At 54.5% G+C, this 24,236-nt stretch carries 21 protein-coding genes; 7 read left to right on the top strand and 14 right to left on the bottom strand.

From position 1 onward, the window contains the following. Positions 1-702: 702 nt before the first annotated feature. A complete protein-coding gene (gene putP, locus E0E17_RS17620; RefSeq protein ID WP_130835287.1) occupies positions 703-2,187 on the bottom strand; it encodes a sodium/proline symporter PutP in 1,485 nt (494 codons plus the stop codon). Between the two features lie 450 nt (positions 2,188-2,637). Between putP and putA the strand changes: the two genes are divergently transcribed. Then, positions 2,638-6,582, top strand: coding sequence for a trifunctional transcriptional regulator/proline dehydrogenase/L-glutamate gamma-semialdehyde dehydrogenase (putA, locus tag E0E17_RS17625; RefSeq protein WP_130835288.1), 3,945 nt, complete (start codon positions 2,638-2,640; stop codon positions 6,580-6,582). 2,009 nt (positions 6,583-8,591) lie between these two features. Here the strand turns inward: putA and E0E17_RS17635 are convergent. From E0E17_RS17635 to E0E17_RS17680, 10 genes are all read right to left on the bottom strand, one after another. Further along, a complete protein-coding gene (locus E0E17_RS17635; protein ID WP_130835289.1) occupies positions 8,592-9,677 on the bottom strand; it encodes an acyltransferase family protein in 1,086 nt (361 codons plus the stop codon). Between the two features lie 731 nt (positions 9,678-10,408). Beyond that, a complete protein-coding gene (gene tcyN / locus E0E17_RS17640) occupies positions 10,409-11,161 on the bottom strand; it encodes an L-cystine ABC transporter ATP-binding protein TcyN (RefSeq protein ID WP_130835290.1) in 753 nt (250 codons plus the stop codon). Next, entirely contained in the window at positions 11,158-11,826 is a 669-nt protein-coding gene (tcyL, locus tag E0E17_RS17645) for a cystine ABC transporter permease (protein ID WP_130835291.1), read from the bottom strand. Before tcyL ends, tcyN begins: the two co-directional genes overlap by 4 nt. Continuing rightward, complete coding sequence (tcyJ, locus tag E0E17_RS17650) at positions 11,826-12,626, bottom strand: cystine ABC transporter substrate-binding protein (RefSeq protein WP_130835292.1); 801 nt, start codon at positions 12,624-12,626, stop codon at positions 11,826-11,828. The genes tcyL and tcyJ overlap by 1 nt, the downstream gene beginning before the upstream one ends. Positions 12,627-12,736: 110 nt before the next feature. After that, on the bottom strand, positions 12,737-13,723 hold the full coding sequence (locus E0E17_RS17655; protein ID WP_130835293.1) for a D-cysteine desulfhydrase: 987 nt from the start codon (positions 13,721-13,723) through the stop codon (positions 12,737-12,739). 128 nt (positions 13,724-13,851) lie between these two features. Continuing rightward, entirely contained in the window at positions 13,852-14,355 is a 504-nt protein-coding gene (gene fliZ / locus E0E17_RS17660) for a flagella biosynthesis regulatory protein FliZ (RefSeq protein ID WP_130835294.1), read from the bottom strand. A 51-nt stretch (positions 14,356-14,406) separates the two neighbouring features. Continuing rightward, positions 14,407-15,129 carry an RNA polymerase sigma factor FliA gene (locus tag E0E17_RS17665; RefSeq protein WP_130835295.1) on the bottom strand — a complete coding sequence of 241 codons (723 nt, stop codon included), beginning with the start codon at positions 15,127-15,129 and terminating at the stop codon, positions 14,407-14,409. A 142-nt stretch (positions 15,130-15,271) separates the two neighbouring features. Continuing rightward, entirely contained in the window at positions 15,272-16,240 is a 969-nt protein-coding gene (locus tag E0E17_RS17670; RefSeq protein ID WP_130835296.1) for an HNH endonuclease signature motif containing protein, read from the bottom strand. A 151-nt stretch (positions 16,241-16,391) separates the two neighbouring features. Next, complete coding sequence (locus E0E17_RS17675) at positions 16,392-18,095, bottom strand: FliC/FljB family flagellin (protein WP_130835297.1); 1,704 nt, start codon at positions 18,093-18,095, stop codon at positions 16,392-16,394. A gap of 44 nt (positions 18,096-18,139) precedes the next feature. Then, positions 18,140-18,331, bottom strand: coding sequence for a hypothetical protein (locus E0E17_RS17680; protein ID WP_130835298.1), 192 nt, complete (start codon positions 18,329-18,331; stop codon positions 18,140-18,142). A 30-nt stretch (positions 18,332-18,361) separates the two neighbouring features. On the opposite strand from E0E17_RS17680, the gene fliD reads away from it, so the two are divergent. Genes fliD through fliT form a run of 3 tightly spaced genes read left to right on the top strand, consistent with a single transcriptional unit; the run spans position 18,362 to position 20,539 of the window. Next, positions 18,362-19,759, top strand: coding sequence for a flagellar filament capping protein FliD (gene fliD / locus E0E17_RS17685; protein ID WP_130835299.1), 1,398 nt, complete (start codon positions 18,362-18,364; stop codon positions 19,757-19,759). A gap of 18 nt (positions 19,760-19,777) precedes the next feature. After that, complete coding sequence (gene fliS / locus E0E17_RS17690) at positions 19,778-20,182, top strand: flagellar export chaperone FliS (protein ID WP_130835300.1); 405 nt, start codon at positions 19,778-19,780, stop codon at positions 20,180-20,182. Further along, entirely contained in the window at positions 20,183-20,539 is a 357-nt protein-coding gene (gene fliT / locus E0E17_RS17695; RefSeq protein WP_130835301.1) for a flagella biosynthesis regulatory protein FliT, read from the top strand. Between the two features lie 66 nt (positions 20,540-20,605). Here the strand turns inward: fliT and yedD are convergent, their stop codons facing one another. Then, on the bottom strand, positions 20,606-21,079 hold the full coding sequence (gene yedD / locus E0E17_RS17700; RefSeq protein ID WP_130835302.1) for a lipoprotein YedD: 474 nt from the start codon (positions 21,077-21,079) through the stop codon (positions 20,606-20,608). Between the two features lie 171 nt (positions 21,080-21,250). Here yedD and E0E17_RS17705 point away from each other — a divergent pair, with 171 nt between their 5' ends. After that, positions 21,251-21,574 carry a DUF6388 family protein gene (locus tag E0E17_RS17705; protein ID WP_130835303.1) on the top strand — a complete coding sequence of 108 codons (324 nt, stop codon included), beginning with the start codon at positions 21,251-21,253 and terminating at the stop codon, positions 21,572-21,574. Between the two features lie 210 nt (positions 21,575-21,784). Here the strand turns inward: E0E17_RS17705 and iraP are convergent, their stop codons facing one another. After that, positions 21,785-22,072: an anti-adapter protein IraP gene (gene iraP, locus E0E17_RS17710; RefSeq protein WP_130835304.1), complete on the bottom strand. Its 288-nt coding sequence runs from the start codon at positions 22,070-22,072 to the stop codon at positions 21,785-21,787. Positions 22,073-22,258: 186 nt separating this feature from the next. Here iraP and E0E17_RS17715 point away from each other — a divergent pair, with 186 nt between their 5' ends. Together E0E17_RS17715 and E0E17_RS20695 are read left to right on the top strand one after the other, a co-directional pair. After that, positions 22,259-22,498 (top strand): DinI-like family protein, encoded by a 240-nt coding sequence (locus E0E17_RS17715; RefSeq protein ID WP_130835305.1) that lies wholly within the window; start codon positions 22,259-22,261, stop codon positions 22,496-22,498. Between the two features lie 594 nt (positions 22,499-23,092). Further along, on the top strand, positions 23,093-23,341 hold the full coding sequence (locus E0E17_RS20695; RefSeq protein WP_500812376.1) for a YmdA family protein: 249 nt from the start codon (positions 23,093-23,095) through the stop codon (positions 23,339-23,341). Positions 23,342-23,545: 204 nt separating this feature from the next. Here E0E17_RS20695 and E0E17_RS17720 read toward each other — a convergent pair whose 3' ends face one another. Next, on the bottom strand, positions 23,546-24,226 hold the full coding sequence (locus E0E17_RS17720) for an SOS response-associated peptidase family protein (protein ID WP_130835306.1): 681 nt from the start codon (positions 24,224-24,226) through the stop codon (positions 23,546-23,548). Positions 24,227-24,236: the final 10 nt, after the last annotated feature.

The raw sequence follows: 24,236 nt of genomic DNA on the forward strand, positions 1-24,236 counted from the left end.
GATCTCCAGAGTGAAACATCAGCACATCCGATGACGCAGATGATTAAAGTGCACCACATTTCAAGAATTTTGCAACTCTATTTTTACATGCCGCTTTAAAAAAGTGGACACTGGCTAATACACACCCGCGCTTCTGATAACTTTAACCTTATCTTTCAAAGCATTATTAATTAAGAATTTACTTAAACTTTTTCAGAGAATTCGCAAATCTGCCTCGATAAACGCAAAACAAGTAAACGGCCCTTTTACGCGAAACAGCAACCTGACGCAGCCAGTGCGCTGAAAAAATAATCAATTTCAGCTATCCAGGTTCTGAGAGAATGTTTTTATCAGGACAATCAGCGAGCAAAGAAATTAAATGGTCCCGTACAAGCGGGCATATTCCGCGCTTAGCAGTCAGACTCGCTTCTTACTTGCGTCATTCATCGACTCACCATACGCGCATTGTCTGTTTTACCCGGGCGGGTAATGGCAAATGGAGAGTAAAAATCCGCTTTTCTGGAAGGTGGCTTTGATTGCACCTCATAGGGGTGTACCAAGAACCTTAAAAAAAGTCTTTGCCTGTTCCATAAGATTCAAATCCAGAGACGACAGGCAGAGCCAAAACGTATTGATGACCACGCCCGCAGGACGTGGTTTTAAGCTGGCAATAAAAAACGCCCGGGTCAGCAATAACCCGGGCGTTGGAAGAAAAGTCAGGTGTTACTTAGTCAAAAACTCCGCTTCGGCAGCATCAAAGCGTTGCTGCGCTGCCGCTGAAGGTTCACGACCCAGCAGGCTGACAACCACAATAGCAATGCTGGCAAACAGGAAGCCCGGAATGATTTCATACAGGTCCAGCCAGCCATACTGTTTCCATACCAGCACGGTCAGCGCACCAATGATCATACCCGCCAGCGCGCCGTTGCGTGTCATACGCTTCCAGCATACCCCGAACAGCACCACCGGCCCAAAGGCCGCGCCAAAACCGGCCCAGGCGTAGCTGACCAGGCCGAGCACGCGGTTATCCGGGTTGGCGGCCAGCGCAATGGCGACCAGCGCCACCAGCAGCACCATCAGGCGCCCTACCCACACCAGCTCTTTCTGGCTGGCGTTTTTACGCAGGAAACCTTTATACAGATCTTCCGTCAGGGCGCTGGAGCAGACCAGCAGCTGACAGCTCAGGGTTGACATCACCGCAGCAAGGATAGCGGACAGCAGGATGCCAGCAATCCAGGGATTAAACAGAATACGCGCCAGTTCGATAAACACGCGCTCGCCATTTTCGCTGACACCTGACGCCAGTTGCGGATGGTTCTGGAAATAGGCAATACCAAAGAAGCCCACCGCCACGGCACCGGCCAGGCAGAGGATCATCCAGGTCATGCCAATACGCCGCGCGGTACGAATCGAACGGTGTGAATCTGCCGCCATAAAGCGCGCCAGAATATGCGGCTGTCCGAAGTAGCCCAGTCCCCAGCCCAGCAGCGAGATCACCGCGACAAAGTTAAGGCCCTTCAGCATATCGAGGTTTTCTATGCTTTTCGCTTCGATCACCGCCAGTGAATCGCTGAGTCCGCCGACTGCCACAATCACAATCACTGGCGTCAGGATCAGGGCAAAGATCATCAGGCTCGCCTGTACGGTGTCGGTCCAGCTTACCGCGAGGAAGCCCCCCACCAGGGTATACAGAATGGTGGCGGCGGCACCGGCCCAGATAGCCGTTTCATAGCTCATGCCAAAAGTGCTTTCAAACAGGCGCGCACCAGCAACAATGCCGGAGGCACAGTAGATGGTAAAGAAAATCAGGATAACCAGCGCCGAAATCACACGCAGCACTTTGCTGTGATCTTCAAAGCGGCTGGTGAAGAAATCGGGCAGCGTCAGGGCGTTATTGTGATGCTCCGTCTGTACACGTAAACGGCCCGCCACAATTTTCCAGTTCAGCCAGGCCCCGATGGTCAGACCAATGGCGATCCAGCTTTCTGAAATGCCGGACAGAAAAATGGCTCCGGGCAATCCCATCAGCAACCAGCCGCTCATATCAGAGGCACCGGCGGAAAGCGCCGTTACCAGACTGCCCAGGCTACGCCCACCAAGGATATAATCATCAAAGTTATTGGTTGAACGGTATGCAATGAGACCAATCAATACCATCCCGAGGATGTAAACAATAAAGGTCACCAGCATCGGTGTACTTACAGTCATCTGTCTCTCCACTTATTATTCGATTTCCTTTGCGGAAACCTCTCCTGGCCTTATGCCGGAACGAAGCATAACGTCAGGCTATCTTGCACCACCGAAGCGGTGCCGTGTCCTGAGGCGCGGTATCCTGCCGCAAAGACGCAGCGCGCACAATGGATTTAACACACCCGTTATCGCCATTTCACCTGTCGTTTACGGAAAAATACGCAGAGGTTGCACTGGCTCACACAAATCCAGTTGCACCTGACATAAAGCTGCAAAAATGTGCGTTTTTGCCGCTGTTACGCCTGGCGAGATTCTTGCAGCAATATCTGTGCCGTCTTTGAAAGGGCGAATATTCAGCTGTGCGTCAGAGGTGTTAGCTGACTCACACTTATGCGGTTGCACTAAGTTGCAACCTGGGTGATATTGCTTGCCACGCAGGATTCTTACTTTTTTGAGGAGTGTTTTGTCATGGGTATGACGACAATGGGGGTAAAGCTGGATGAAGCGACCCGCGACCGGATTAAGCTGGCTGCGCAAAAGATTGATCGCACGCCACACTGGCTGATTAAGCAGGCGATTTTCAACTACTTAACGCAGCTGGAAGCGGGAGAAGCCCTGCCCGAAATCCCGTTGCAAAACGCGCTGACAGAAAGTGAGGAGCAGCCGCCGGAAGAAACGCATCAGCCCTTCCTCGACTTTGCTGAGCAGATTCTGCCGCAGTCGGTAACCCGCGCGGCGATTACTGCGGCGTGGCGACGTCCGGAGACCGATGCCGTCCCGATGCTGCTGGAGCAGGCGCGCCTGCCCGCCCCGCTGGCAGAAAAAACCCATCAGCTCGCTTACCAGCTGGCAGAAAAGCTGCGGCACCAAAAAGGGGCAAGCGGACGCGCCGGTATGGTGCAAAGTTTGCTGCAGGAGTTCTCGCTCTCTTCTCAGGAAGGGGTGGCCCTGATGTGTCTGGCGGAGGCACTGCTGCGTATTCCCGATAAACCGACCCGTGATGCGCTGATCCGCGACAAAATCAGTAATGGTAACTGGCAGTCCCACCTGGGACGCAGCCCTTCGCTGTTTGTTAATGCAGCCACCTGGGGGCTGCTGTTCACCGGGCGCCTGGTTTCTACCCATAACGAAGCCAATCTGTCGCGCTCGTTAAACCGTATTATTGGTAAGAGTGGCGAACCGCTGATCCGTAAAGGGGTCGATATGGCGATGCGCCTGATGGGCGAACAGTTCGTCACCGGCGAAACCATCGCCGAAGCGCTGGCAAACGCCCGCAAGCTGGAAGAGAAAGGTTTCCGCTACTCCTATGACATGCTGGGAGAAGCCGCGCTGACCGCCAGCGACGCAAAAGCCTATCTTCATTCTTACCAGCAGGCGATTCATGCCATTGGCAAAGCCTCTAACGGTCGCGGCATTTATGAAGGCCCGGGGATCTCTATCAAGCTCTCCGCACTGCATCCCCGCTACAGCCGGGCCCAGTATGAGCGGGTAATGGAAGAGCTGTATCCAACACTGAAATCACTGACGCTGCTGGCCCGCTCTTATGACATCGGCATTAATATTGATGCTGAGGAAGCCGATCGTCTGGAGCTCTCTCTCGACCTGCTGGAAAAACTCTGTTTTGAACCGGAACTGGAAGGCTGGAACGGCATCGGTTTCGTTATTCAGGCCTATCAGAAACGCTGCCCCTTTGTTATCGACTATCTGATCGACCTTGCGCAGCGCAGCCGTCGTCGTCTGATGATCCGTCTGGTAAAAGGTGCTTACTGGGACAGCGAAATCAAACGCGCCCAGATGGAAGGCCTGGAGGGCTACCCGGTCTATACGCGCAAAGTTTATACCGATATCTCTTACCTCGCCTGCGCGCGCAAACTGCTCTCGGTGCCTAATCTGATCTATCCACAGTTTGCGACCCATAACGCTCACTCACTGGCCGCCATCTATCAGCTGGCGGGCAATAATTACTATCCGGGGCAGTATGAGTTCCAGTGTCTGCACGGCATGGGCGAACCGCTCTACGAGCAGGTGGTAGGCAAAGTCGCAGACGGCAAACTCAACCGTCCGTGCCGTATCTACGCCCCGGTAGGCACGCATGAGACGCTGCTGGCTTATCTGGTGCGTCGCCTGCTGGAAAACGGCGCCAATACCTCGTTTGTTAACCGTATTGCTGATACCAGCATGCCGATTGATGAGCTGGTGGCCGATCCGGTGACGACCGTCGAGAAACTGGCGGCCAGCGAAGGCGCCATCGGCCTGCCCCATCCGAAGATCCCTCTGCCACGCGATCTCTACGGGGAAAAACGCGCTAACTCCGCCGGTCTGGATCTGGCGAACGAACATCGTCTTGCCTCTCTCTCCAGCGCACTGCTGAACAGCGCCTCGCACCCGTGGCTGGCGCAGCCGATAATTGCCGGTGAGTTAACCGGAGGCGAATCCCGCCCGGTGCTTAACCCGGCAGCGCCCGCCGATGTGGTGGGTCAGGTGCGAGAAGCGAGCGAACAGGAAGTGTCGCAGGCGCTGGATGCAGCAGTCAATGCCGGACCGATCTGGTTTGCCACCCCGCCGCAGGAGCGTGCTGCAATCCTGGAGCGTGCCGCTGTCATGATGGAAGGTCAGATGCAGCAGCTGATTGGCATTCTGGTGCGCGAGGCAGGTAAAACCTATAACAACGCTATTGCCGAGGTCCGTGAAGCGGTAGATTTCCTCTACTATTACGCGGGCATGGTGCGTGATGATTTTGATAACGAAACCCATCGTCCGCTGGGGCCTGTCGTCTGTATCAGCCCGTGGAACTTCCCGCTGGCGATTTTTACCGGTCAGATTGCCGCCGCGCTGGCAGCGGGTAACAGTGTGCTGGCGAAACCTGCCGAACAGACACCGCTGATTGCCGCCCAGGCGGTGCAGATCCTGCTGGATGCCGGCGTACCTGCGGGCGTACTGCAGCTGCTGCCCGGTCAGGGTGAAACCGTCGGCGCACAGCTGACCGGCGACGATCGCGTGCGTGGCGTGATGTTTACCGGCTCAACCGCTGTGGCGTCGCTGTTACAGCGCAATATCGCCGGACGACTCGATCCTCAGGGCCGCCCAACGCCGCTGATTGCCGAAACCGGCGGCCTGAACGCCATGATTGTTGACTCCTCCGCGCTGACGGAACAGGTAGTGATCGATGTTGTCGCTTCCGCCTTTGACAGCGCGGGTCAGCGCTGTTCCGCCCTGCGCCTGCTCTGTATCCAGGAAGATGTCGCCGATCACACGCTGAAAATGTTGCGTGGCGCCATGGCGGAATGCCGTATGGGCAATCCGGAACGCCTTTCCACTGATATTGGTCCGGTAATCGATGCCGAAGCGAAAGCCAATATCGAACGTCACATTCAGACGATGCGTAGCAAGGGCTTTAATGTCTATCAGGCGGCGCAGGAAAATCCGCAGGACAGTAAAGAGTGGGCAACCGGCACCTTTATTAAGCCGACACTGATTGAGCTGGATCAGGTGAGCGATCTCGATAAAGAGATCTTTGGTCCGGTGCTGCATGTGGTGCGCTTCTCGCGCAACGCCCTGCCGCAGCTGATTGAGCAGATTAATGCTTCCGGCTACGGTCTGACGTTGGGTGTGCATACGCGTATTGATGAAACCATCGCTCAGGTTACGGCTGGCGTGAAAGCAGGCAACCTGTACGTGAACCGCAATATGGTTGGTGCCGTGGTTGGCGTCCAGCCTTTTGGTGGCGAAGGCCTTTCCGGCACCGGACCGAAAGCGGGCGGCCCGCTCTATCTCTATCGTCTGCTGGCCCATCGTCCGGATGGTGCGTTGCGTCTGACCTTTGATCGTCAGGACAGCGAGCGCCCGGTTGATGCCACGCTGCGTCAGTCTCTGCTTACCGCGCATCAGGCTCTCAGCGACTGGGCGCAAGATAAACCTGATCTGGCGGCCCTTTGTCAGCACTATGCGGAGCTGGCACAGTCGGGTACGGTGCGTCTGCTACCCGGCCCAACCGGTGAGCGTAATACCTTTACCCTGTTGCCGCGTGAACGCGTCCTTTGCGTTGCAGATAACGAGCAGGATGCGCTGATTCAGCTGGCGGCAGTGACCAGCGTCGGCAGCCGCGCCCTGTGGCAGGATGATGAGCTGCATCGCAGCCTGTGGAAATCCTTGCCGAAACGGGTGCAGGAGCGTGTCGAGCTGGCGCAGGATACCCTGAATGACCATTTCGACGCGGTGATCTACCACGGCGATGCCGATCAGCTGCGGAGCCTTTGTGCGCAGATCGCTGCGCGCGAAGGAGCTATTGTTTCAGTACAGGGCTTCGCACGCGGCGAAACCAACCTGCTGCTGGAGCGTTTGCTGATTGAACGCTCCCTGAGTGTGAATACCGCCGCGGCTGGCGGCAACGCCAGCCTGATGACAATCGGGTAAGGCGTTCCCTTCCCTTTGGCAGAGCCGCACGGAGCCGTCCCCTCTCCCCCCGGGAGAGGGTCAGGGTGAGGGGGAAGGCCGCACAGAGCAGTCCCCTCTCCCCCCGGGAGAGGGTCAGGGTGAGGGGGAAGACCGCACGGACTATTCCCTCTCCCCCCGGGAGAGGGTCAGGGTGAGGGTGAAGACCGCACGGGACAGTTCCCTCTCCCTCCGGGAGAGGGCCAGGGTGAGGGGAAGGCCGCACAGAGCAGTCCCCTCTCCCCCCGGGAGAGGGTCAGGGTGAGGGTGAAGACGCACGGACTATTCCCTCTCCCCCCGGGAGAGGGTCAGGGTGAGGGGAAGGCCGCACAGTTCCGCCCGCCAGACGAGCGGCAGTTCCAGCGGCTGCGCCACACGCGGCCGGGTTAAGGGGCCGTTTCGCCGGCCCCTTAACAATCCCCGCGACCGGCTGCCGTTGCGCAGCGCTGCGCGCTGTCCCTTCGTCACTCACGCCGCCCTACGGACCGCCCGGGACGCGCCCTCCCTGGCGCGGCCCGCACTCTCGCCGACGTCCTGTCGGCTCGTCCTGACCGTCGTTCCCTCCTCAGCGCCCCGGAAGCCGGAACCGGGGAGCCGTCTGCAGGTCCTCGTTTCTTTCTTTGGGTGTGAAGTGGGCTGGCTGTAAGCGAGTTCAGAGTCAGTGCGGTTTTTCCCTCACCCCGGCCCTCTCCCAAAGGGAGAGGGGGAAAACGTGCGGGCCGGGAGAATGGTGAGAAGGACAAACCACACGGGCAGTCCCCTCTCCCTGCGGGAGAGGGTCAGAGTGAGGGGGAAGACCGCACGGACTATTCCCTCTCCCTGCGGGAGAGGGTCAGGGTGAGGGTGAAGACCGCACGGACTATTCCCTCTCCCCCCGGGAGAGGGTCAGGGTGAGGGGGAAGACCGCACGGAGCCGTCCCCTCTCCTCGGGAGAGGGTCAGGGTGAGGGTGAAGACCGCACGGACTATTCCCTCTCCCCCCGGGAGAGGGTCAGGGTGAGGGTGAAGATCGCACAGAGCAGTCCCCTCTCCCCCCCGGGAGAGGGTCAGGGTGAGGGGGAAGACCGCACGGAGCCGTTCCCTCTCCCTCCGGGAGAGGGTCAGGGTGAGGGGGAAGATCGCACAGAGCAGTCCCCTCTCCCTCCGGGAGAGGGTTCGGGTGAGGGAAAAAGCGCAACATTGCCCAACGCCCGCAACCCCGGCAGTAACAGGACTGCCTCCCTTCAATCTTTCAGCCATGACTCAGCCGAAAGAACGGCTGCTGACCGTGCAGCGGGGCCGTTGGTGCGGCCTTTTCATCGCTGAGCGGAGGAAGGATTTCAGGACGAGCCGACAGGAGGTCGGCGCGAGCGAAGGGCCGCGCCAGGGACGGCGCGCGGCTGAAATCCTGAAAACGCGAAGGCACCGCGCAGCGGCGATGAAGGGGGCCTCCAGCCCGGGGTCAAGGGGCGCGGCGTATGGCGCCCCCTTGTCAGTCGCCCCCAGCAGACGGGCTGAAACTGCCGGTTCGCTCTGGCGAACGAAACCATCTTAGCAGTCACTCCGCCGCTCCGGCGAACGAAACCTTCCCCGCAGTCACTCCGCCGCACCGGCGAACAAAGCCTTCTCCGCAGTCACTCCGCCGCACCGGCGAACAAAGCCTTCCCCGCAGTCACTCCGCCGCACCGGCGAACAAACCCTTCCCCGCAGTCACTCCGCTGCACCGGCGAACAAAGCCTTCCCCGCAGTCACTCCCCTGCACCGGCGAACAAAGCCCTCTCCGCAGTCACTCCGCTGCACCGGCGAACAAAGCCTTCTCTGCAGTCACTCCACTGCACCGGCGAACAAAGCCCTCTCCGCAGTCACTCCGCTGCACCGGCGAACAAAGCCTTCCCCGCAGTCACTCCGCTGCACCGGCGAACAAAGCCTTCCCCGCAGTCATCCCGCTGCACCGGCGAACGAAACCTCCCCACAGTCAGCCCGCCGCACTGGCGCACGAAATTTTCTCAGCGGTCACCCCACGGGTTGTTTGCGCCCTTTCATCCCAATCAGGGTCGGGAAAATAAACAGGGATTTACCCAGTCCGCGGTTCGTTAGTGACCAGACGGCTACCGAGCACACCGAGCAAATGCCCACAATCGCCAGCGGATAGAAACAGGCCCACAGCAGCGAGAACCAGGCATGCTCAAACAGATGATGACGCAGGGCGAACAGAATGGCGGACATCCCGAAAAATTCAATAAATATCCGGTGGATAACATAAATCTGCAGTGTATTGCGCCCGACCCAGTTTAAAAAAGTCATTTTGAAATGCGCATTCAGCCAGCGGCAGGCCGCCACGCTGCACAATACGGCAATGATGCAGAGAAACAGGCTCTTATCCATGCCGAAGATGATATGCAGCCCGGAGAGCGCTGCCAGCACGGCCCAGGGCAGGATGTTCTCGCGACGCCATTCGCTCAGGCGCAACATAGTCTGGCTCCAGAATGCACCCAACAGGAAAAACAGAAAATATTGCGCCACGCTCTGCGGCCCCCAGTAAGGAATAATTTTCTCTAGCGCGAGATAGTTAAGCACCACAGCCGCTACCAGCAGCGCAATTTTGTGTTGGTGGAACAATTTCGCCAGCAGGAAATAGATCCCCAGACCATATAAATACCAGGATGTGCTCATCGCCAGGAAAGTTAACTTCAGGAATTCAAACAGCGAACCGGCGTAAGCTGCGTTCAGATTCTGTGAAATACGCTGGCCGGTAATTTCTGTGGAAATGCCAGTAATCGACCACCACTGAATAAATCCCCAGAGAATATAAAGGTAAAACAAATTGGTGATTCGGCTGGTAAAAACCTGTTTCCAGGAGCGGTTTAAAATGCCATTTGTCGCCAGTAAACCGGAAACAAAAAAGAAAGCTGGCATACGCAGCGGCGAAAGCACGGTATTAAACTGCACCCATATTTCAGCAGGAATAAAGCCTGCAGAAAGATATTTTAGTGTGTTTTCAAAGCCTGGCAGTACAGTGTGATAAAGGACAACCAGTAATATACAAGCGCCCTTCAGGGTGTTTATCCATAATATCTCATCCCGCTTTGCGTTATTCATGTTGGACTCCCGCTGTGTCAGTCGTAACAAAATGTAAGGCGCTTAACAGCGCGCGGTGCTTATGATTATTCAGCGAGTATTGGGGATGGGTCCGCTAATGAATGTAGCGATAGTCTTAAAAAAGCCGTTTCGGTACTAACAATACAATTATTTACCTGCCAGATTTTTTATTTACAATTTCATGCAAAAATATATTATTCCTCTGTTTTTAATTACTAACAAAAACAGACCCTATAAATAGATGGCTTGCCATAACGAAATATTTCAGAGAAAACAAGTAGAATAAAAACCATAAAAATCTGCCAACGATAACCTTTGATAATAAACAACATTGCCAGCCGGGACTGTTTACCGTAAAAATAAAAAAGGGAAATGCATTTAAATGACTGATATACGGAAATTAAATGCGATAAGCCAGACGGCAATTTTCAGTCCTTTATTTCTTCAGCTGCTGTCTGATGTTGGTTTGCGCCATCGCCAGGCGTCAGGCTCCGCGCGTTATCGTTAATCCCACCAGTGCCTGCACAATTACAGTAAAGATGTGTAAAGCGAAACGGCAATTACCGCCGCAATCAGCCTTAACGGAAAATAAACGTTACTACAGGCTGGCAGACAGCATCGGACGTCAGGCGTGACAGGAGAGGCGAAACGAGCAAGCTCGGGGATAACACTGTCAGGAAAAACAGGGGAAAAGGAAAATAACCGTGCCGCCAGTGTATGACGGCACAAAATTATTGATTAAGGAATTTATCGAGAAACTGGCGGGTACGTGCCTGCTGTGGCTGACTGAACAGCGTTTTCGCCGGACCCTGCTCCACAATGCGTCCCTGATCCATAAAGATAGCGCGATCAGCGACATCGCGGGCGAAGCTCATCTCATGCGTCACAATCACCATGGTGCGCTTCTCTTCCGCCAGCGCGCGGATGGTATTCAGTACCTCGCCTACCAGCTCAGGATCGAGCGCCGAGGTCGGCTCATCAAACAGAATCACCTCGGGTCGCATTGCCAGCGCACGAGCGATGGCGACACGCTGCTGCTGACCGCCAGAGAGGCGACGCGGGAAACTCTCTTCCTTCCCCGTCAGGCCCACTTTCGCCAGCAACTCACGGGCGCGGGCAGTGGCTTCCGCTTTAGGTTCACCCTTCACGATAACCGGCCCTTCAATAATGTTTTCCAGCACCGACCGATGCGGAAACAGATTGAAGCTCTGAAAAACAAAGCCGACCTGCTGGCGCAAACGACGCACCTGCTCTTTCTGCTTGTTCAGGGGACGTGCGGCGTCAATGGTAATCTCGCCGACCCGAATAGTGCCGCTGTCGGGCACTTCCAGCAGATTAATGCTGCGCAGCAGCGTGGTCTTACCGGAGCCGCTGGGGCCGATAATGGCCACCACTTCCCCGGAGGCGACTTCCAGATCGATGCCATGCAGCACCGTCTGCCCGTGAAACTGTTTCACCAGTTTACTGACTTCAATGGCGCTCATTTTGACTCCCGATCCTGACGATTAACATGATTTTCCAGACGGTTTTGCAGCGCGGAGAGCAGTGTCGCCATTACCCAGTAGATCAGCGAGGCCGCAAGGTACATGGTAAACACCTCAAGGGTCCGTGACGTGATCAACTGCGCCTGACGGAACAGCTCAGGCACCTGAATGGTTGCCGCCAGCGAGGTGTCTTTTACCAGGCTGATAAAGCTGTTGCCGAGCGGTGGCAATGCCGTACGCGCAGCCTGCGGCAGGATCACCCGACGCAGCGTCTGCCAGGGAGTCATACCAATACTGGCGGCAGCTTCCCACTGTCCACGCTCGATAGAGGCGATAGCGCCCCGCAGCGACTCAGAAGCGTAAGCGGCGGTATTCAGCGACAGGCCAATCATCGCCGAGGGGATAGGATCCAGCTCAATGCCAAACTGCGGCAGACCGTAGTAGATCATAAACAGCTGAGCAATCAGCGGCGTGCCGCGGAAAATGGAGACATAAAAGCGCGCCAGCCAGGCAATCGGCCAGAAACGGGAGAGACGCATCAGTGCCAGTACAAAGCCGAGCAGCAGGCCAAAAAACATGCCCCCGATGCTCAGTTGCAGGGTAAAGAGCGCCCCTTTCAGTAAGAAAGGTGCTGAATCCAGCACCAGTTGTACACTTTCCAGCATTATTTCGTCACATCCGCGCCGAACCATTTCTCAGAAAGTTTGCTCAGCGAGCCATCTTTCTGCATGTCCGCAATCGCCTGGTTCACCGCCTGCAGCAGATCGTCGTTGCCCTTACGCAGCGTAACGCCCGCTTCCTGACGGGAGAATGCCTCTCCTGCTACCGCCATGGTGTTGCCGGTTTTTTTCACCAGATCCAGTGCCGCCAGGCGATCCACCAGAATCGCATCAATACGCCCTGAGCGCAGATCCTGATACTTGGTCGGGTCGTCATCATAGGTACGCACATCCACGCCCTTCACATTCTCGCGCAGCCACTGTTCGTAGTTGGTTCCCAGCCCCACACCCACTTTTTTGCCAGCCAGATCTTCCGCTTTGCTGATGCTGCCCTCTTTGTCTTTACGTACCAGCGCCTGAATCCCGGAAATGGTATAAGGCGTAGAAAAATCATATTTCTTTTTACGCTCATCGGAGATGGTCACCTGGTTGATCACCACATCGATGCGCTTAGATTCCAGTGAAGCCAGCATGCCGTCCCACTTGGTGGGCTTCAGACTCGCCTTCACACCAAGGTGCTGCGCCAGTTGTTCGGCGAAATCGACTTCAAAACCCGTCAGCTTGCCGTTTTCATCCTGATAGCTGAACGGCGGATAAGTACCTTCCAGTCCCACCAGCAGGGTGCCACGCTCTTTAACTTTGTTAAGCAAGTTTTCCGCCGCGAAGGTTTTCACATTAAAACCGGCGACCAGCGCCACCGCCATTACCCCCATCACCAGCTGACGACGAACCTGAGAAAAAGCCATAGATACCTCATTTTTATTGGTGTTGTCTGAAGTTGCCCGGGCAGAGAAGTGCCGCCCTGGCGTTGTTTCTGCATAACAAACGGATTATAAACTCATTTTCCTGCTTAATGTCAGAGCGAAGGGTGATAAGCAAATAACGCCGGTGCCCCGCCAGTATGAATAAACAGCAGCGGCCCTTCACGCTGGAAACGCTGCTGGCTGATGCCATCGATCAGACCGGCCATCGCTTTCCCGGTATAGACCGGATCCAGCATGATCCCTTCCAGACGCGCCAGCAGTTTTACCGCTTCCATACCCTCTTCGTTCGGCTCGCCGTAACGCGGCGCAAAGTAGTCGTCCCACAGGGTGATGGGCGCGCGCGGCTGCAGCTCCAGGCTTTCCGCCAGCTGCTGGCGCAGACGCTCCACCACCGGCAGCTGATCGGCGACTTTGCGCGATACGGTGACGCCCACCAGCTCGCTCTCCGGCAGCAGCTGCTCCAGACCCATCGCCAGCCCGGCATGAGTACCGGCGCTGCCAGAGGCCACGACCACGGCGGCGAAATCCACCACCCCTTCACTCTGGTGAGCGATTTCCTGCGCGCAGCCGACATAGCCCAGCGCGCCCAGCGCATTGGATCCGCCTGGCGGTACGATATAAGGACGAAATCCCTGGGCTTCCAGACGCTCAGCCTGTTCCGCCAGCTGTTCTGCCGGGTTATGCAGCGCCTCGACCATCACCACTTCGGCGTCCATTAACTCCAGCAGCAAACGGTTACCGTTATGCAGATAATTGGGGGCGGTCGTCGCGATGGGATTTTCCAGCAGCGCCACGCATTTCAGGCCCAGCTTAGCGGCCACCGCCGCCGTCTGGCGCACATGGTTGGACTGAATCGCCCCGGCGGTCAGCAGCACATCCGCGCCTGCACGCAGAGCATCCGCAGCAAGGTACTCCAGCTTACGCAGCTTATTACCGCCCAGCGCCACAGGCGTGACATCGTCACGTTTGATAAAAATATCGCGGCCCAGGTAGTCAGAAAGACGTGGCAGATGCTCCAGCGGCGTAGGCGCGCCGAGCAGTTCAAGACGAGGAAACTGGTGCAAAAGATGTAAGGACAATGCAGCCTCCGGGGCAATCAACATTTATCCTTACAGTGTTACAGAAGATGGAAAAAGGATCATCCTTAATCCCGCTTATGGTGCCCTTGTTGCTGTCTGTTTCAACAGCAGCCAGGACACCACAAGGCTTAACCGCGGCGCCAGCCTAAAAACTGGTCATATTTACGCAGTGCGATGCGGTAATTGTTGTTACCCGCATCCGGCAGATCGTTTTGCAGACACTCGTGCCAGCTGCTGCCGCCCAGCTTTTCTGCCGGATAATTTTTGGCCTTTAACATATCGTCCAGCCGACGCAGGCGCACCACATACTCACGGATGGTACTGTGGCTCATCTCGGTCTGCTCAAACAGATACTGTTTAAACGCCATAATATCGAAGTAGTTGGGCTGGGTATTGCAGAAAATATCGCTGCAAAAACGGCACAGCGCGGTCAGTTCGGTCTGCAGCTTGAGCCACACCTGCTCATCAATCACCTGATCCATACGGGTGATGGCTTCTTTATTGATGATCTGCCCACGAAATACCAATGCCATCCTGTCCAGCACCTTGCCACAATGCGAACAGTTACTCTGGCTGTGTTTATAGTCTTTAAGATAACGGCTTAAAGGTCTGGCTTTTGTTTTGGCTCTCATTAAAGAGTCCCCGGTTTATTATATTTTTGGATCGCCAGGAACTGATGGCTGTTAGCGCGCACCCGTTAACCGGGCGCGCAGGCGTTTGATCGCCTGACTGTGCAGCTGGCTGACGCGGGATTCCCCCACTTCCAGCACGGCGCCAATCTCTTTCAGGTTCAGTTCTTCCTGGTAGTACAGTGTCAGCACCATCTTTTCGCGTTCGGGCAGCGCTTCGATCGCTTCAATGACGCGCTCACGCAGATTCCCTTCCAGTAGCTGATGCAGCGGATTGGCCTCTTCATGCCCTTCCGTCACCAGTTCCGCGCTATCGCCATGCTCTTCCCGATACTCGTCGTAGGAGAAGAGCTGGGTATTATTGGTATCCAGCAGAATCTGCCGATACTCCTCCAGGGAGAGATTCAGCCACTGAGCAATTTCCTGCTCGGTTGCGGAACGTCCCAGCGCCTGCTCCACCTGATGCATGGCATTGGCTACCTCACGGGCATTACGCCGTACGCTACGCGGCGCCCAGTCACGGCTGCGTAACTCATCCAGCATCGCCCCACGGATACGTTGCACGGCATAGGTGGTAAAAGCGGTGCCCTGCAGCGCATCGTAGCGCTCTACCGCGTTTAACAAACCGATACCACCCGCCTGTAACAGATCGTCGAGTTCGACACTGGCGGGCAGCCTGACCTGGAGACGCAACGCTTCATGACGTACCAGCGGGACGTATCGCTGCCACAGCGAATGTTTGTCCATCACGCCTTCGGCGGTATAGAAATCGTTCACGTTGACTACCCTGCGTTATTAAGTTATCGGCATAATTATCCAATTCTGTAGGGGATTCGATTGGCAGAATAGGCGGGCAAAAGCGAGGTAATTTCAAATTTGACAGGATCAATGGCGGAGCTTTCCGCCATAAGGACAATGACTAGCGCGCGGCGCGCAGCCTTTCCCGGGTGGCGGGCGGCACCGCATCCCACAGGGCGCACACCCTCCCCTCTATCTCCTGATAAAAAAGGCTTATGTTTTCCTGCGCCTCAGCGCCGGGATGAAAGTGCACGCGCCCGCTGTCCGCATCGATACTCAGCAGACCATTGATAAACAGCCGTTGCAGATCGCTGCGCAGAAACAGGCCGTTGTCGACACTGTTATCGGCGAGAAAACCTTCCTCATTCTCTGCGGTGTTGATGTGGCAGGCTTCCAGCCAGGGCCAACGATAGCGTTCGATCAGCCGCGTGCCGGTGATAACGCAGGCGCCATAGCGCGTCTTCAGGGCGGCAACGAATTCAGCCTGGCTGGCGCGCTGGAGCACTTTCGCTTTCACCTGACGCCCCACTTCAGTGCCGGGCATCACCGCGGTGGGCACTTTCTGCTGTGGCGTGCTCAACACCACGATGAACTGAATGCGACGTGAAGTGGCGAAACAGGGATGCGCCTCGCGGTCAAACAGCTGCCAGTAACTCTCCTGCTCGTCCTGGCGCATCAGTACCAGTTTATAACCGCGGCTGTTTAACAGGTGTTGTGCGTCGGCAGAATGGGGATCGATCATCGCATAGACCTGACTTTTACCCATCACCTTCCACAGATTCTCTTTTTGATCTTCCGGGATGCGGCGGAAATAGTGGAAGGATTGCTGCGATTTCAGGTAGTGCTCGAAGCGGCGCAGATAATTTTTACGCTCGTTGTCGCTGGAGATAAACAGTAAATCTTCCAGCGGGCTGTTGCTCTGCTGATGCGCGAATACCGCACGGATCACCAGCTTGCGTGGGCTGACCGAGGGGGTGAGCAGCGCACGGGCCGTGAGCTCCTTCTCCTCCGGATGCAGACGCGCATAGCGCATGGCGATCTCCTCAAAACTGAGGTGCGCACCGGGTAACAGGTCATAGTTGAAGCGCATGGACACTCCAGGATCGAGACTCATTCAATATGAAGAGGTTATCGGCACCGGGGCGGGGAACTGTAACAAATTGATAATCTTTGGGATTAAACGCAGAGATAAAAAACCCCGCCGAGGCGGGGTTTGGGGTAAAGCGTGAATCTGCGAGCGATTAGCCCTGCAGCAGGGACAGAATCTGCTGAGGAACCTGGTTCGCTTTCGCCAGCACGGAGTTACCTGCCTGCTGAACGATCTGCGCTTTAGACATGTTAGAAACTTCCACCGCGTAGTCAGCATCCTGAATACGAGACTGCGCTGCAGCCAGGTTAGTGGTGGTGTTGTTCAGGTTAGTTACCGCTGAATCCAGACGGTTCTGAATCGCACCCAGGCTTGAACGGAATTCGTCGATGGAGCTGATAGCAGCATCCAGCGCAGCCAGCGGATCTTTAGTAACTTCAGACTCACCGGTAGCCTCTGTAGTGAGGCTACCGTCAGCAGCTTTATACAGCGCTGCACCTTTATCATCATAAATGTTACCGTTGGCAAACTCATGGTAAGTATCAACCTTGATGGAAGTGGCATTAGTGGTCAATGCACCATCGGCATCAGTGAAGACAGCAGTAGCACCACCAGCAGGAGTTGTCACCGCGCCACCAGCAGCAACCTGATAAGACTCAGCACCAATAGCTACGCTATAGGCCTTACCATTTAACGCTGTAGCCATTGCATCCGCAGAAATTGATGCACCAGTAAAATCAACTGTGTCGGCAGCCGCATCAAAATGAGCTGACATCCCACTGACGAATTCGACAGTGGCATCCTGAGTACCAGTACGAGTCTTATCAAATAAACTGTCCACCGTTGCCAGATTGGTAGCATTAAGACCTGCTTTGTTTTTAGTCAGGTTGCCAGTACTATCAATATATAAAGCATCGCCATTTGTATCGGTGATCGTGCCATCTTTAGCAATATTTACTTCCTGTTTACTACCACCAATGTCAATTGTAGCAAGGTTATCACCTGTTCCTAAATAACCTTTAAGTGCCGTTGCTGCTGCGCCGGATGTAGCAACAGCGCCTACTACATCAAAAGTATATGATTGCGTCGCTGAATCATACTTATAATCTGTAGTAGCTGCGAGCCCTAAACCAGTGTCTGTGCCAGCGTAACTGATAGTGCTGTTATCACTGATTTTAGACAGTACATTTGCTGCTGTCGCTGCATTGTGAGTAGTAGTGGTAGTTTTAGTCCAGTCGCTGTTACCGTTAGCGTCCACGGTACCTTGAGTAAAGCCAGCTGCGGTCAGATCTGCTTCAGACGCTTTAGCGTTATCCACAGCGACCTTGCCATTCACGTTAAAACCATCCAGACCCAGCGTTTCAGAAGTGATTTTTTTCAGGTCGATAGAAACGGTTTCGCCGTCGTTTGCGCCAACCTGGATTTTCAGGGTGTTGTCTGAAGCCAGTACTTTCACGCCGTTGAACTGAGTCTGACCAGATACGCGGTCGATTTCGTTCAGACGAGAAGTGATTTCGTCCTGGATGGAGTTCAGGTCAGACTCAGAGTTGGTGCCGTTCTGTGCCTGTACAGTCAGTTCACGGATACGCTGTAAGTTGTTGTTGATTTCTGACAGTGAACCTTCAGTGGTCTGTGCGATAGAGATACCGTCGTTGGCGTTACGTGCCGCCTGGGTCAGACCATTGATGTTAGCGGTAAAACGGTTAGCAATGGCCTGGCCAGCAGCGTCATCTTTCGCGCTGTTAATGCGCAGACCTGAAGACAGGCGCTCAATCGCGGTAGACATCGCAGACTGAGATTTGTTCATGTTGTTCTGGGTGACCAGCGAGAGGCTGTTGGTATTAATGACTTGGGTCATGATTTAGTTTCCTGTATTTCAAGTCTTTGATTAAGTTGTGGGTTTCAACCCGTCGGCTTCATCGCCGTCAACCCTGTTATCGTCTCTCCCCTGCCAACCTTTAGAATTTTTTTTCGTGACGGGACAATTTTTTTAGTCGCTGAAATGCCCTTCTCTATTTGTTCTGTTCCCGCCATTAAGCGCTGCACATTCAGCATAAACTTTCTGCCATGCTGGCCGATAACCCCGGTATTCATTCTCCGTGTCATTTTGATAAGGAAAAAAACATGGCAAGTATCTCTACCCTGGGCGTAGGATCCGGTCTGGACCTGAGCAGTATTCTGGACAGCCTGCAGACTGCGGAAAAAGCGTCGCTGACGCCTATCTCTACCCAGCAAAGCGCATACACCGCGAAGCTAAGCGCCTATGGCACCCTGAAAAGCGCCCTCACCAGTTTTCAGACGGCCAATACTGCGCTGAACAGCGCCGACCTGTTTAGCGCCACCAAAGCCACCACCAACTCAACAGCCTTCACTGCCACCACGTCGGGCAATACCATTGCCGGAAAATATACGGTGAGCATTGAGAAGCTGGCACAGGCACAGACGCTGACCTCAAGCCAGACGCAGAGCGACACCAAAACGGCCATCGCCAGCAGCGACAGCACTATTACTATTCAGCAGGGGAACGGCAAAGATCCGGTTACCCTCTCCCTGAAGCCAGAAAACTCCTCGCTGAGCGGCATTCGCGATGCGATCAATGGTGCTAATGCGGGCGTCAGCGCCAGCATTATTAAAACCGCAGAAGGCAGCTATGTCCTTTCTCTGACCTCTAACGAAACCGGCACCAAAAACGCCATGACGCTGAGTGTCAGCGGCGATACGGCGCTGCAGGATTTTCTCGGTAGCGGCAGTAACGGGATGAAAGAGAGCGTTGCAGCACAGGACGCAAAAATCACGGTGAATAACGTCGCCATTACCAGCAGCAGCAATACCATCAGTGATGCGCTGGAAGGGATCACCCTGAATCTCAGTGAAACCACCACCAGCGACCAGACGCTGACCATCACTAAAGATACCTCTAAGGCCGAAGATGCGGTGAAAAGCTGGGTAGACGCCTATAATGCGCTGCAGGATACCTTCTCAAGTCTGACGAAGTACACCGCGGTGGATGCGGGTGCCGATGCCCAGAGCTCAAGCAACGGCGCCCTGCTGGGCGACAGCACGCTGCGTACCATTCAGACCCAGCTGCAAGGCATGCTGAATAACACAGCCAGCACCTCCAGCTTCAAAACTCTCTCACAAATAGGCATCACTACCGATCCCACCAGCGGCAAACTCACCCTGGATGACAGCAAACTGGAAAGTGCCTTATCCAGCGATGCGGCAGGCGTAAAAGAGATGATTGTTGGCGATGGCAAAACCACCGGTATCACCACGAAAATCGCTACTAACCTCACCAGCTGGCTCTCCAGCAGTGGTATTGTGCAGTCGGCCACTGATGGCGTGAGTAAAACGCTCAACACGCTGACCAAACAGTACAACAGCACCAGCCAGCGTATCGATGCGATGATCGCCCGCTACAAAGAGCAGTTTACTCAGCTGGATATCACGATGAGTAAACTGAACAGCACCAGCGATTATCTGACGACTCAGTTCGAAAACATGACCACCGACAATAAATAACGGAGAAGGTAACTAATTATGTACAGCGCTAACGGCACCCAGGCCTATGCAAAAATTGGTGTTGAGAGTGCCGTCATGAGCGCCAGCCAGCAGCAGCTGATGGTAATGCTCTTTGACGGTGCGCTCAGTGCTCTGGTGCGCGCCCGCCTGTTTATGCAGGATGGCAATGTGGAAGGCAAAGGCAATTCCATTTCCAGGGCGATCAATATTATTGAAAGCGGCCTGAAACAGGGCCTGGATGACAACAGCAACGACGAGCTGGCACAAAACCTGATGGGACTGTACAGCTACATGGTACGTCGTTTGCTGAAAGCCAACCTGCATAACGATGTGGCCGCGATCGAAGAAGTGGAAGCTTTACTGCGCAATATCGCCGACGCCTGGAAAGAAGTCGTCCAGGCTCCCGCTCAGGACGCACTTTAAATGACCACTCCGCATCTGCTTGCTATTCATCAACAGTTACTCGGCCTTAGCCAGGAGATGCGACGTCTTGCTGTCGCCGGTGAATGGGATGAGTTGATTCAGAAAGAAGTGGACTATGTCAGCAAGGTACAACAGCTGGCGCAATCCACCGGGACAGCCGAGGTTTCCGGCCTGCTGCAGAACCAGTTAAAGCCCATGCTGCGGCAGATCCTTGATAATGAGAGTGAAGTCAAACGGCTGCTGCAGGCGCGGATGAATGAGCTGGCTGCGCTGGTGAGCCAGTCATCCAGGCAAAAGTCGGTATTGTCGGCCTACGGTAACAGCGGCACCGTGCTGCTGCCGCAGGATAAGCCCTGATTTACGCCCTCTGCTGTTCGGCACGCCGCGTCTGATAAGCTTTTTCAGACGCGGTGCCGCTGAAAATCAGGATGCGCTGTCTGCGCCTGTGGCTTGGGGACGCATAATTTCCGGCTCAATATTCTGAATGATCTTCTGCTCAGGATTCTCTGCCGCCGCTGCCAGGGCCTGCTGACATTCCAGCGTTGGCCGTTCTACCTTACGCATCACCAGACCATCATAGTGCAGCTCGTCCCCCTCCAGCTCCAGCGGCATGACCCGCACCTGCTTGTTGACGTTGACATACTCACCATTGAGCTGCGTCAGTTTGCCGGGCTTGGCAATGACGCGCTGCCACTGACGACAGTCAAGCGTATCTCCCTGCGCGCTGATGATCAGCGAGCCGATGGCATTTTCGTTAATTAAACCGCTCTGAGGCCCTGCGGTCTGCCAGTTGCCCTGCAGTTGTGCAGGCGCGGGGGTTTTCACTGCCTGCTCATAGTTACTGATTTGCGCACAACCGCCTAACGCCAGTGCCGCAACGGCAATCCACTTTTTCATGCTGTATCCCTGACTTCTGTTCAATGGCGGCTAAGTTATAATTTTTCACTGTGGTTACGCAAGATATCTGCTGCGTTGGCGCGATTTTCCTCGCAGCAGCGCAGTGCCGCCTGGCCTTTCTGGCACCGGAAAGGGTACACTTGAGCCCTGAATAAAATGCAGGACACACGCATGAAAACCCCTGAAGAGTATTACGCCCGCGCGCGCGACATGTTTTTCTCAGCACATCCCGATTTCCAGCAAGCGCTGGACGAACTGACGCCCGCCGATGCCAGCGCCGCCGGGATGACGCTGGAGGCCCTGAAAAATTTACACGCCGAACGCATCTATGCGGCTTTTCTGCGCCAGAAGAAACTGGACGGTATCCTGTTTTCCATTCAGCTTGCTGAGCCGGATAAAGCCGTCGCGGCAGAAGCAATCGAAGCTTATCTGAAATCACACGCGCAAGCGCTGGGAATGAGCTGGGAAGCCTTTTGCCGGAAAAATGACTTATAACACAGCCAGTTAAAGTGCATTTAAAATACACCTCCAACCACTACTTTTCTGCGTTGCGCAAATTGTACAACCGGTTAAGGATGATATAACTTTTAATCTGCGACCCAAGTCGTTGATTGTCCTTGAACGAATAGTGTAATTGCACTGCCTCTGGAGGTGTCACTGGATTTCCACCTCCAGAGGTTCATTTTTTCATCTCCCTTCCTGTCTTTAACTCCGTGTCACTTTGACTTCAATCATACGCGCTACGGCCAACAGCCGATTAACGTGCGTCAGCAATAAATCGACATCTGACTGTAGAAATTCCGTGGAAGATACCGAGGCGGTGACAATCGCTTCCTGCACCGTCTGCGTTATCGTCAGTGCGTTATCTGACTTAGCCTGAATCAGCAACGCCGCAACCAGCAGGGATTGCGCTTCGACCTGTGCGGTCAGCTCTTTGGTGCCGACATCCATGGCGGCCATCTTCATGAGAATATCAATGACCAATTGTTTCATGCTGTCACTCCTGTCAGGGCCACCCACTCTCCTCTTTTATCCTCTCAGCAAGCATAAGAATGCGGCGGGTTTGCGGGATGTGGCGTAAAAAGAAATTATTTTTCGTTGCCTGCTGCTCCGCGCTTGATACTGTTTGGATTTACAGTATTATTGCGGGGTTTAGTGTTAGCTTATTGGAACCCCCTAATGTTTGTTGAACTGATTTACGACAAGCGCAACGTCGCAGGTCTGCCCGGTGCCCGTGAGATGATCTTGCAAGAGCTGGAAAAGCGTGTACATCGGGTTTTTCCTGAGATTGAAGTCAAGGTGAAACCCATGGAACGTAATGCTATTGATACGGATATGAGCAAGAACGATAAAGCAACCCTGGCACGCATCATCGAAGAGATGTTTGATGAGGCGGATATGTGGCTGGTCGCTGACTGACACCCGGTTGCCTTCTACTGCATGCACCGCCGGGTGTTGTACCTTTTTCGGGCCTCGCACTGCACGATACCCGGATGAGCGAGTCTGTGCCTGTTGTCTGCTTTACGTCCGCTCAGGCTGACTGATGGCGATGGTATTTTCCCGTATCGCCATCATGAAATGCTGATCTGCGTTGTGCTGTCCTTCAGGGCGTCTTGCTGGCCAAAAAAATAGTATGCTAATAAATAGCATGGCATACCAGAAAAAATCTCGCTGCCTCTCTGGCTCTCTCCATCTATTTTGCTGTTTTTATGTTTTAAAACAAGCCTGCTGACAGTTTAGCCTAGCCGTAAATAAACCTGCTTGCTGGTAAATATACCGAACGGCAAAACCCTGCATTATTAAAAAAGAATAATTAACCTCAGCGGCTAAGTAAAAATATTTCCTGTGAGCCGTAAAGATCGCACATAAAAGCCAAAAATTTTAGCTACCTCACCGATAATTTAAATATGTTCATGACAGGAGGTTACCCACATGATCATAAATTCCACAAAACTTACACCCTCCGCTTTATCAGTAATGTTGTTTGCGCTTTTTATTCCTGCGCTCCTGTTTATGCCCGCTTACGCCGCCGATTCCGGCACGGTCCATTTTCAGGGAAGAATTGTCGAAGATGGCTGCTACACTGGCGGCCTGCCCGCTGCGCCTCAGGTGAGCTGCTACCGCGAGGGCCAGTGGCGGTCACAGCCGGTGCTGATAAATACGAACGTGCAAGGGACCTTGCCTTACCATATCGGTACAACACAATTCAGCTGGATTGACAAAAATAAAAATCTCGCCCTGGTAACCTATAATTATTATTAAATGACAGCAAGGCTGACAGCGCATTTATTTTCTTTACAAAAATAAATAGCTCAGAGTGCAGCGGTCATTATTAACGCTTAGTCAAGGGTATCAATTAATGTGAACGTGGGGTAAAAATTAAAACTCAGCGCTGATTATCGCTGCGTTATTTTTATTTACCTGCGCCGTTTTAAAGCAACAGGGCTACCCTGCCCTGTTGCTTTGTTAAATAAGCGGATCGTTAATTTCTGCAATCAGAGTTTCGTCCTGATTATGAATATTGCCTACCTGACGGCTTACCGGATGCCAGCTGAACGCCTCTTCCGGCAACGCGCCATCATGTGCAATCTCTTCTGCGTGTTGTGGTGAGGTGTCGGCACTCATCCATGCCAGGGCCGCCTCAGCCGTGAGTACCAGCGGGCGACGGTCGTGAATATCTACCATCCCTTTGTCGCTGGCTGCCGTAACGATCACAAAGCCCTCTTTTTCATGTGGCCGATCGTAAGGCGCTTTGCCAATTGCCGCAAACCAGAGCGGCGCATCGTCCTTTGCATGGATGAAATAGGGCTGCTTTTTATCTCCTGCCCGTTTCCATTCATACCAGCCGTTGGCGGGGACAACAGCCCGCCCGTTGCGCCATAGTGGCTTAAACATACGTCCACTGGCGGCGGTTTCGCTGCGCGCATTAATTAAAGGCGCCTTCTCCCACCACTCTGGCGCATATCCCCAGAACACAGGATCCAGATGCAGCAGTCCATCACGCTGATTCAGCAGTAGCACCCGGGTGCCCGGTGCCACGTTATAGCGCCCGATGGGCACCGGGTCATAAGGGATAGCGCTGTCAGACAGATGAAGCGGCGCCAGCAGAGCGTCCCGAGGCTGATACTGAGCAAATCGTCCGCACATAAAGACCTCC

Origin of the sequence: [Erwinia] mediterraneensis (assembly GCF_900604315.1) — a bacterium.
Taxonomy (GTDB): domain Bacteria; phylum Pseudomonadota; class Gammaproteobacteria; order Enterobacterales; family Enterobacteriaceae; genus Pantoea; species Pantoea mediterraneensis_A.

Coding starts and splice junctions, on each gene's coding strand:
- putP (WP_130835287.1), bottom strand. CDS start 2,187: ATGACTGTAAGTACACCGATGCTGGTGACCTTTATTGTTTACATCCTC.
- putA (WP_130835288.1), top strand. CDS start 2,638: ATGGGTATGACGACAATGGGGGTAAAGCTGGATGAAGCGACCCGCGAC.
- E0E17_RS17635 (WP_130835289.1), bottom strand. CDS start 9,677: ATGAATAACGCAAAGCGGGATGAGATATTATGGATAAACACCCTGAAG.
- tcyN (WP_130835290.1), bottom strand. CDS start 11,161: ATGAGCGCCATTGAAGTCAGTAAACTGGTGAAACAGTTTCACGGGCAG.
- tcyL (WP_130835291.1), bottom strand. CDS start 11,826: ATGCTGGAAAGTGTACAACTGGTGCTGGATTCAGCACCTTTCTTACTG.
- tcyJ (WP_130835292.1), bottom strand. CDS start 12,626: ATGGCTTTTTCTCAGGTTCGTCGTCAGCTGGTGATGGGGGTAATGGCG.
- fliZ (WP_130835294.1), bottom strand. CDS start 14,355: ATGAGAGCCAAAACAAAAGCCAGACCTTTAAGCCGTTATCTTAAAGAC.
- E0E17_RS17670 (WP_130835296.1), bottom strand. CDS start 16,240: ATGCGCTTCAACTATGACCTGTTACCCGGTGCGCACCTCAGTTTTGAG.
- E0E17_RS17675 (WP_130835297.1), bottom strand. CDS start 18,095: ATGACCCAAGTCATTAATACCAACAGCCTCTCGCTGGTCACCCAGAAC.
- E0E17_RS17680 (WP_130835298.1), bottom strand. CDS start 18,331: ATGAATACCGGGGTTATCGGCCAGCATGGCAGAAAGTTTATGCTGAAT.
- fliD (WP_130835299.1), top strand. CDS start 18,362: ATGGCAAGTATCTCTACCCTGGGCGTAGGATCCGGTCTGGACCTGAGC.
- fliS (WP_130835300.1), top strand. CDS start 19,778: ATGTACAGCGCTAACGGCACCCAGGCCTATGCAAAAATTGGTGTTGAG.
- fliT (WP_130835301.1), top strand. CDS start 20,183: ATGACCACTCCGCATCTGCTTGCTATTCATCAACAGTTACTCGGCCTT.
- yedD (WP_130835302.1), bottom strand. CDS start 21,079: ATGAAAAAGTGGATTGCCGTTGCGGCACTGGCGTTAGGCGGTTGTGCG.
- E0E17_RS17705 (WP_130835303.1), top strand. CDS start 21,251: ATGAAAACCCCTGAAGAGTATTACGCCCGCGCGCGCGACATGTTTTTC.
- iraP (WP_130835304.1), bottom strand. CDS start 22,072: ATGAAACAATTGGTCATTGATATTCTCATGAAGATGGCCGCCATGGAT.
- E0E17_RS17715 (WP_130835305.1), top strand. CDS start 22,259: ATGTTTGTTGAACTGATTTACGACAAGCGCAACGTCGCAGGTCTGCCC.
- E0E17_RS20695 (WP_500812376.1), top strand. CDS start 23,093: ATGCCCGCTTACGCCGCCGATTCCGGCACGGTCCATTTTCAGGGAAGA.
- E0E17_RS17720 (WP_130835306.1), bottom strand. CDS start 24,226: ATGTGCGGACGATTTGCTCAGTATCAGCCTCGGGACGCTCTGCTGGCG.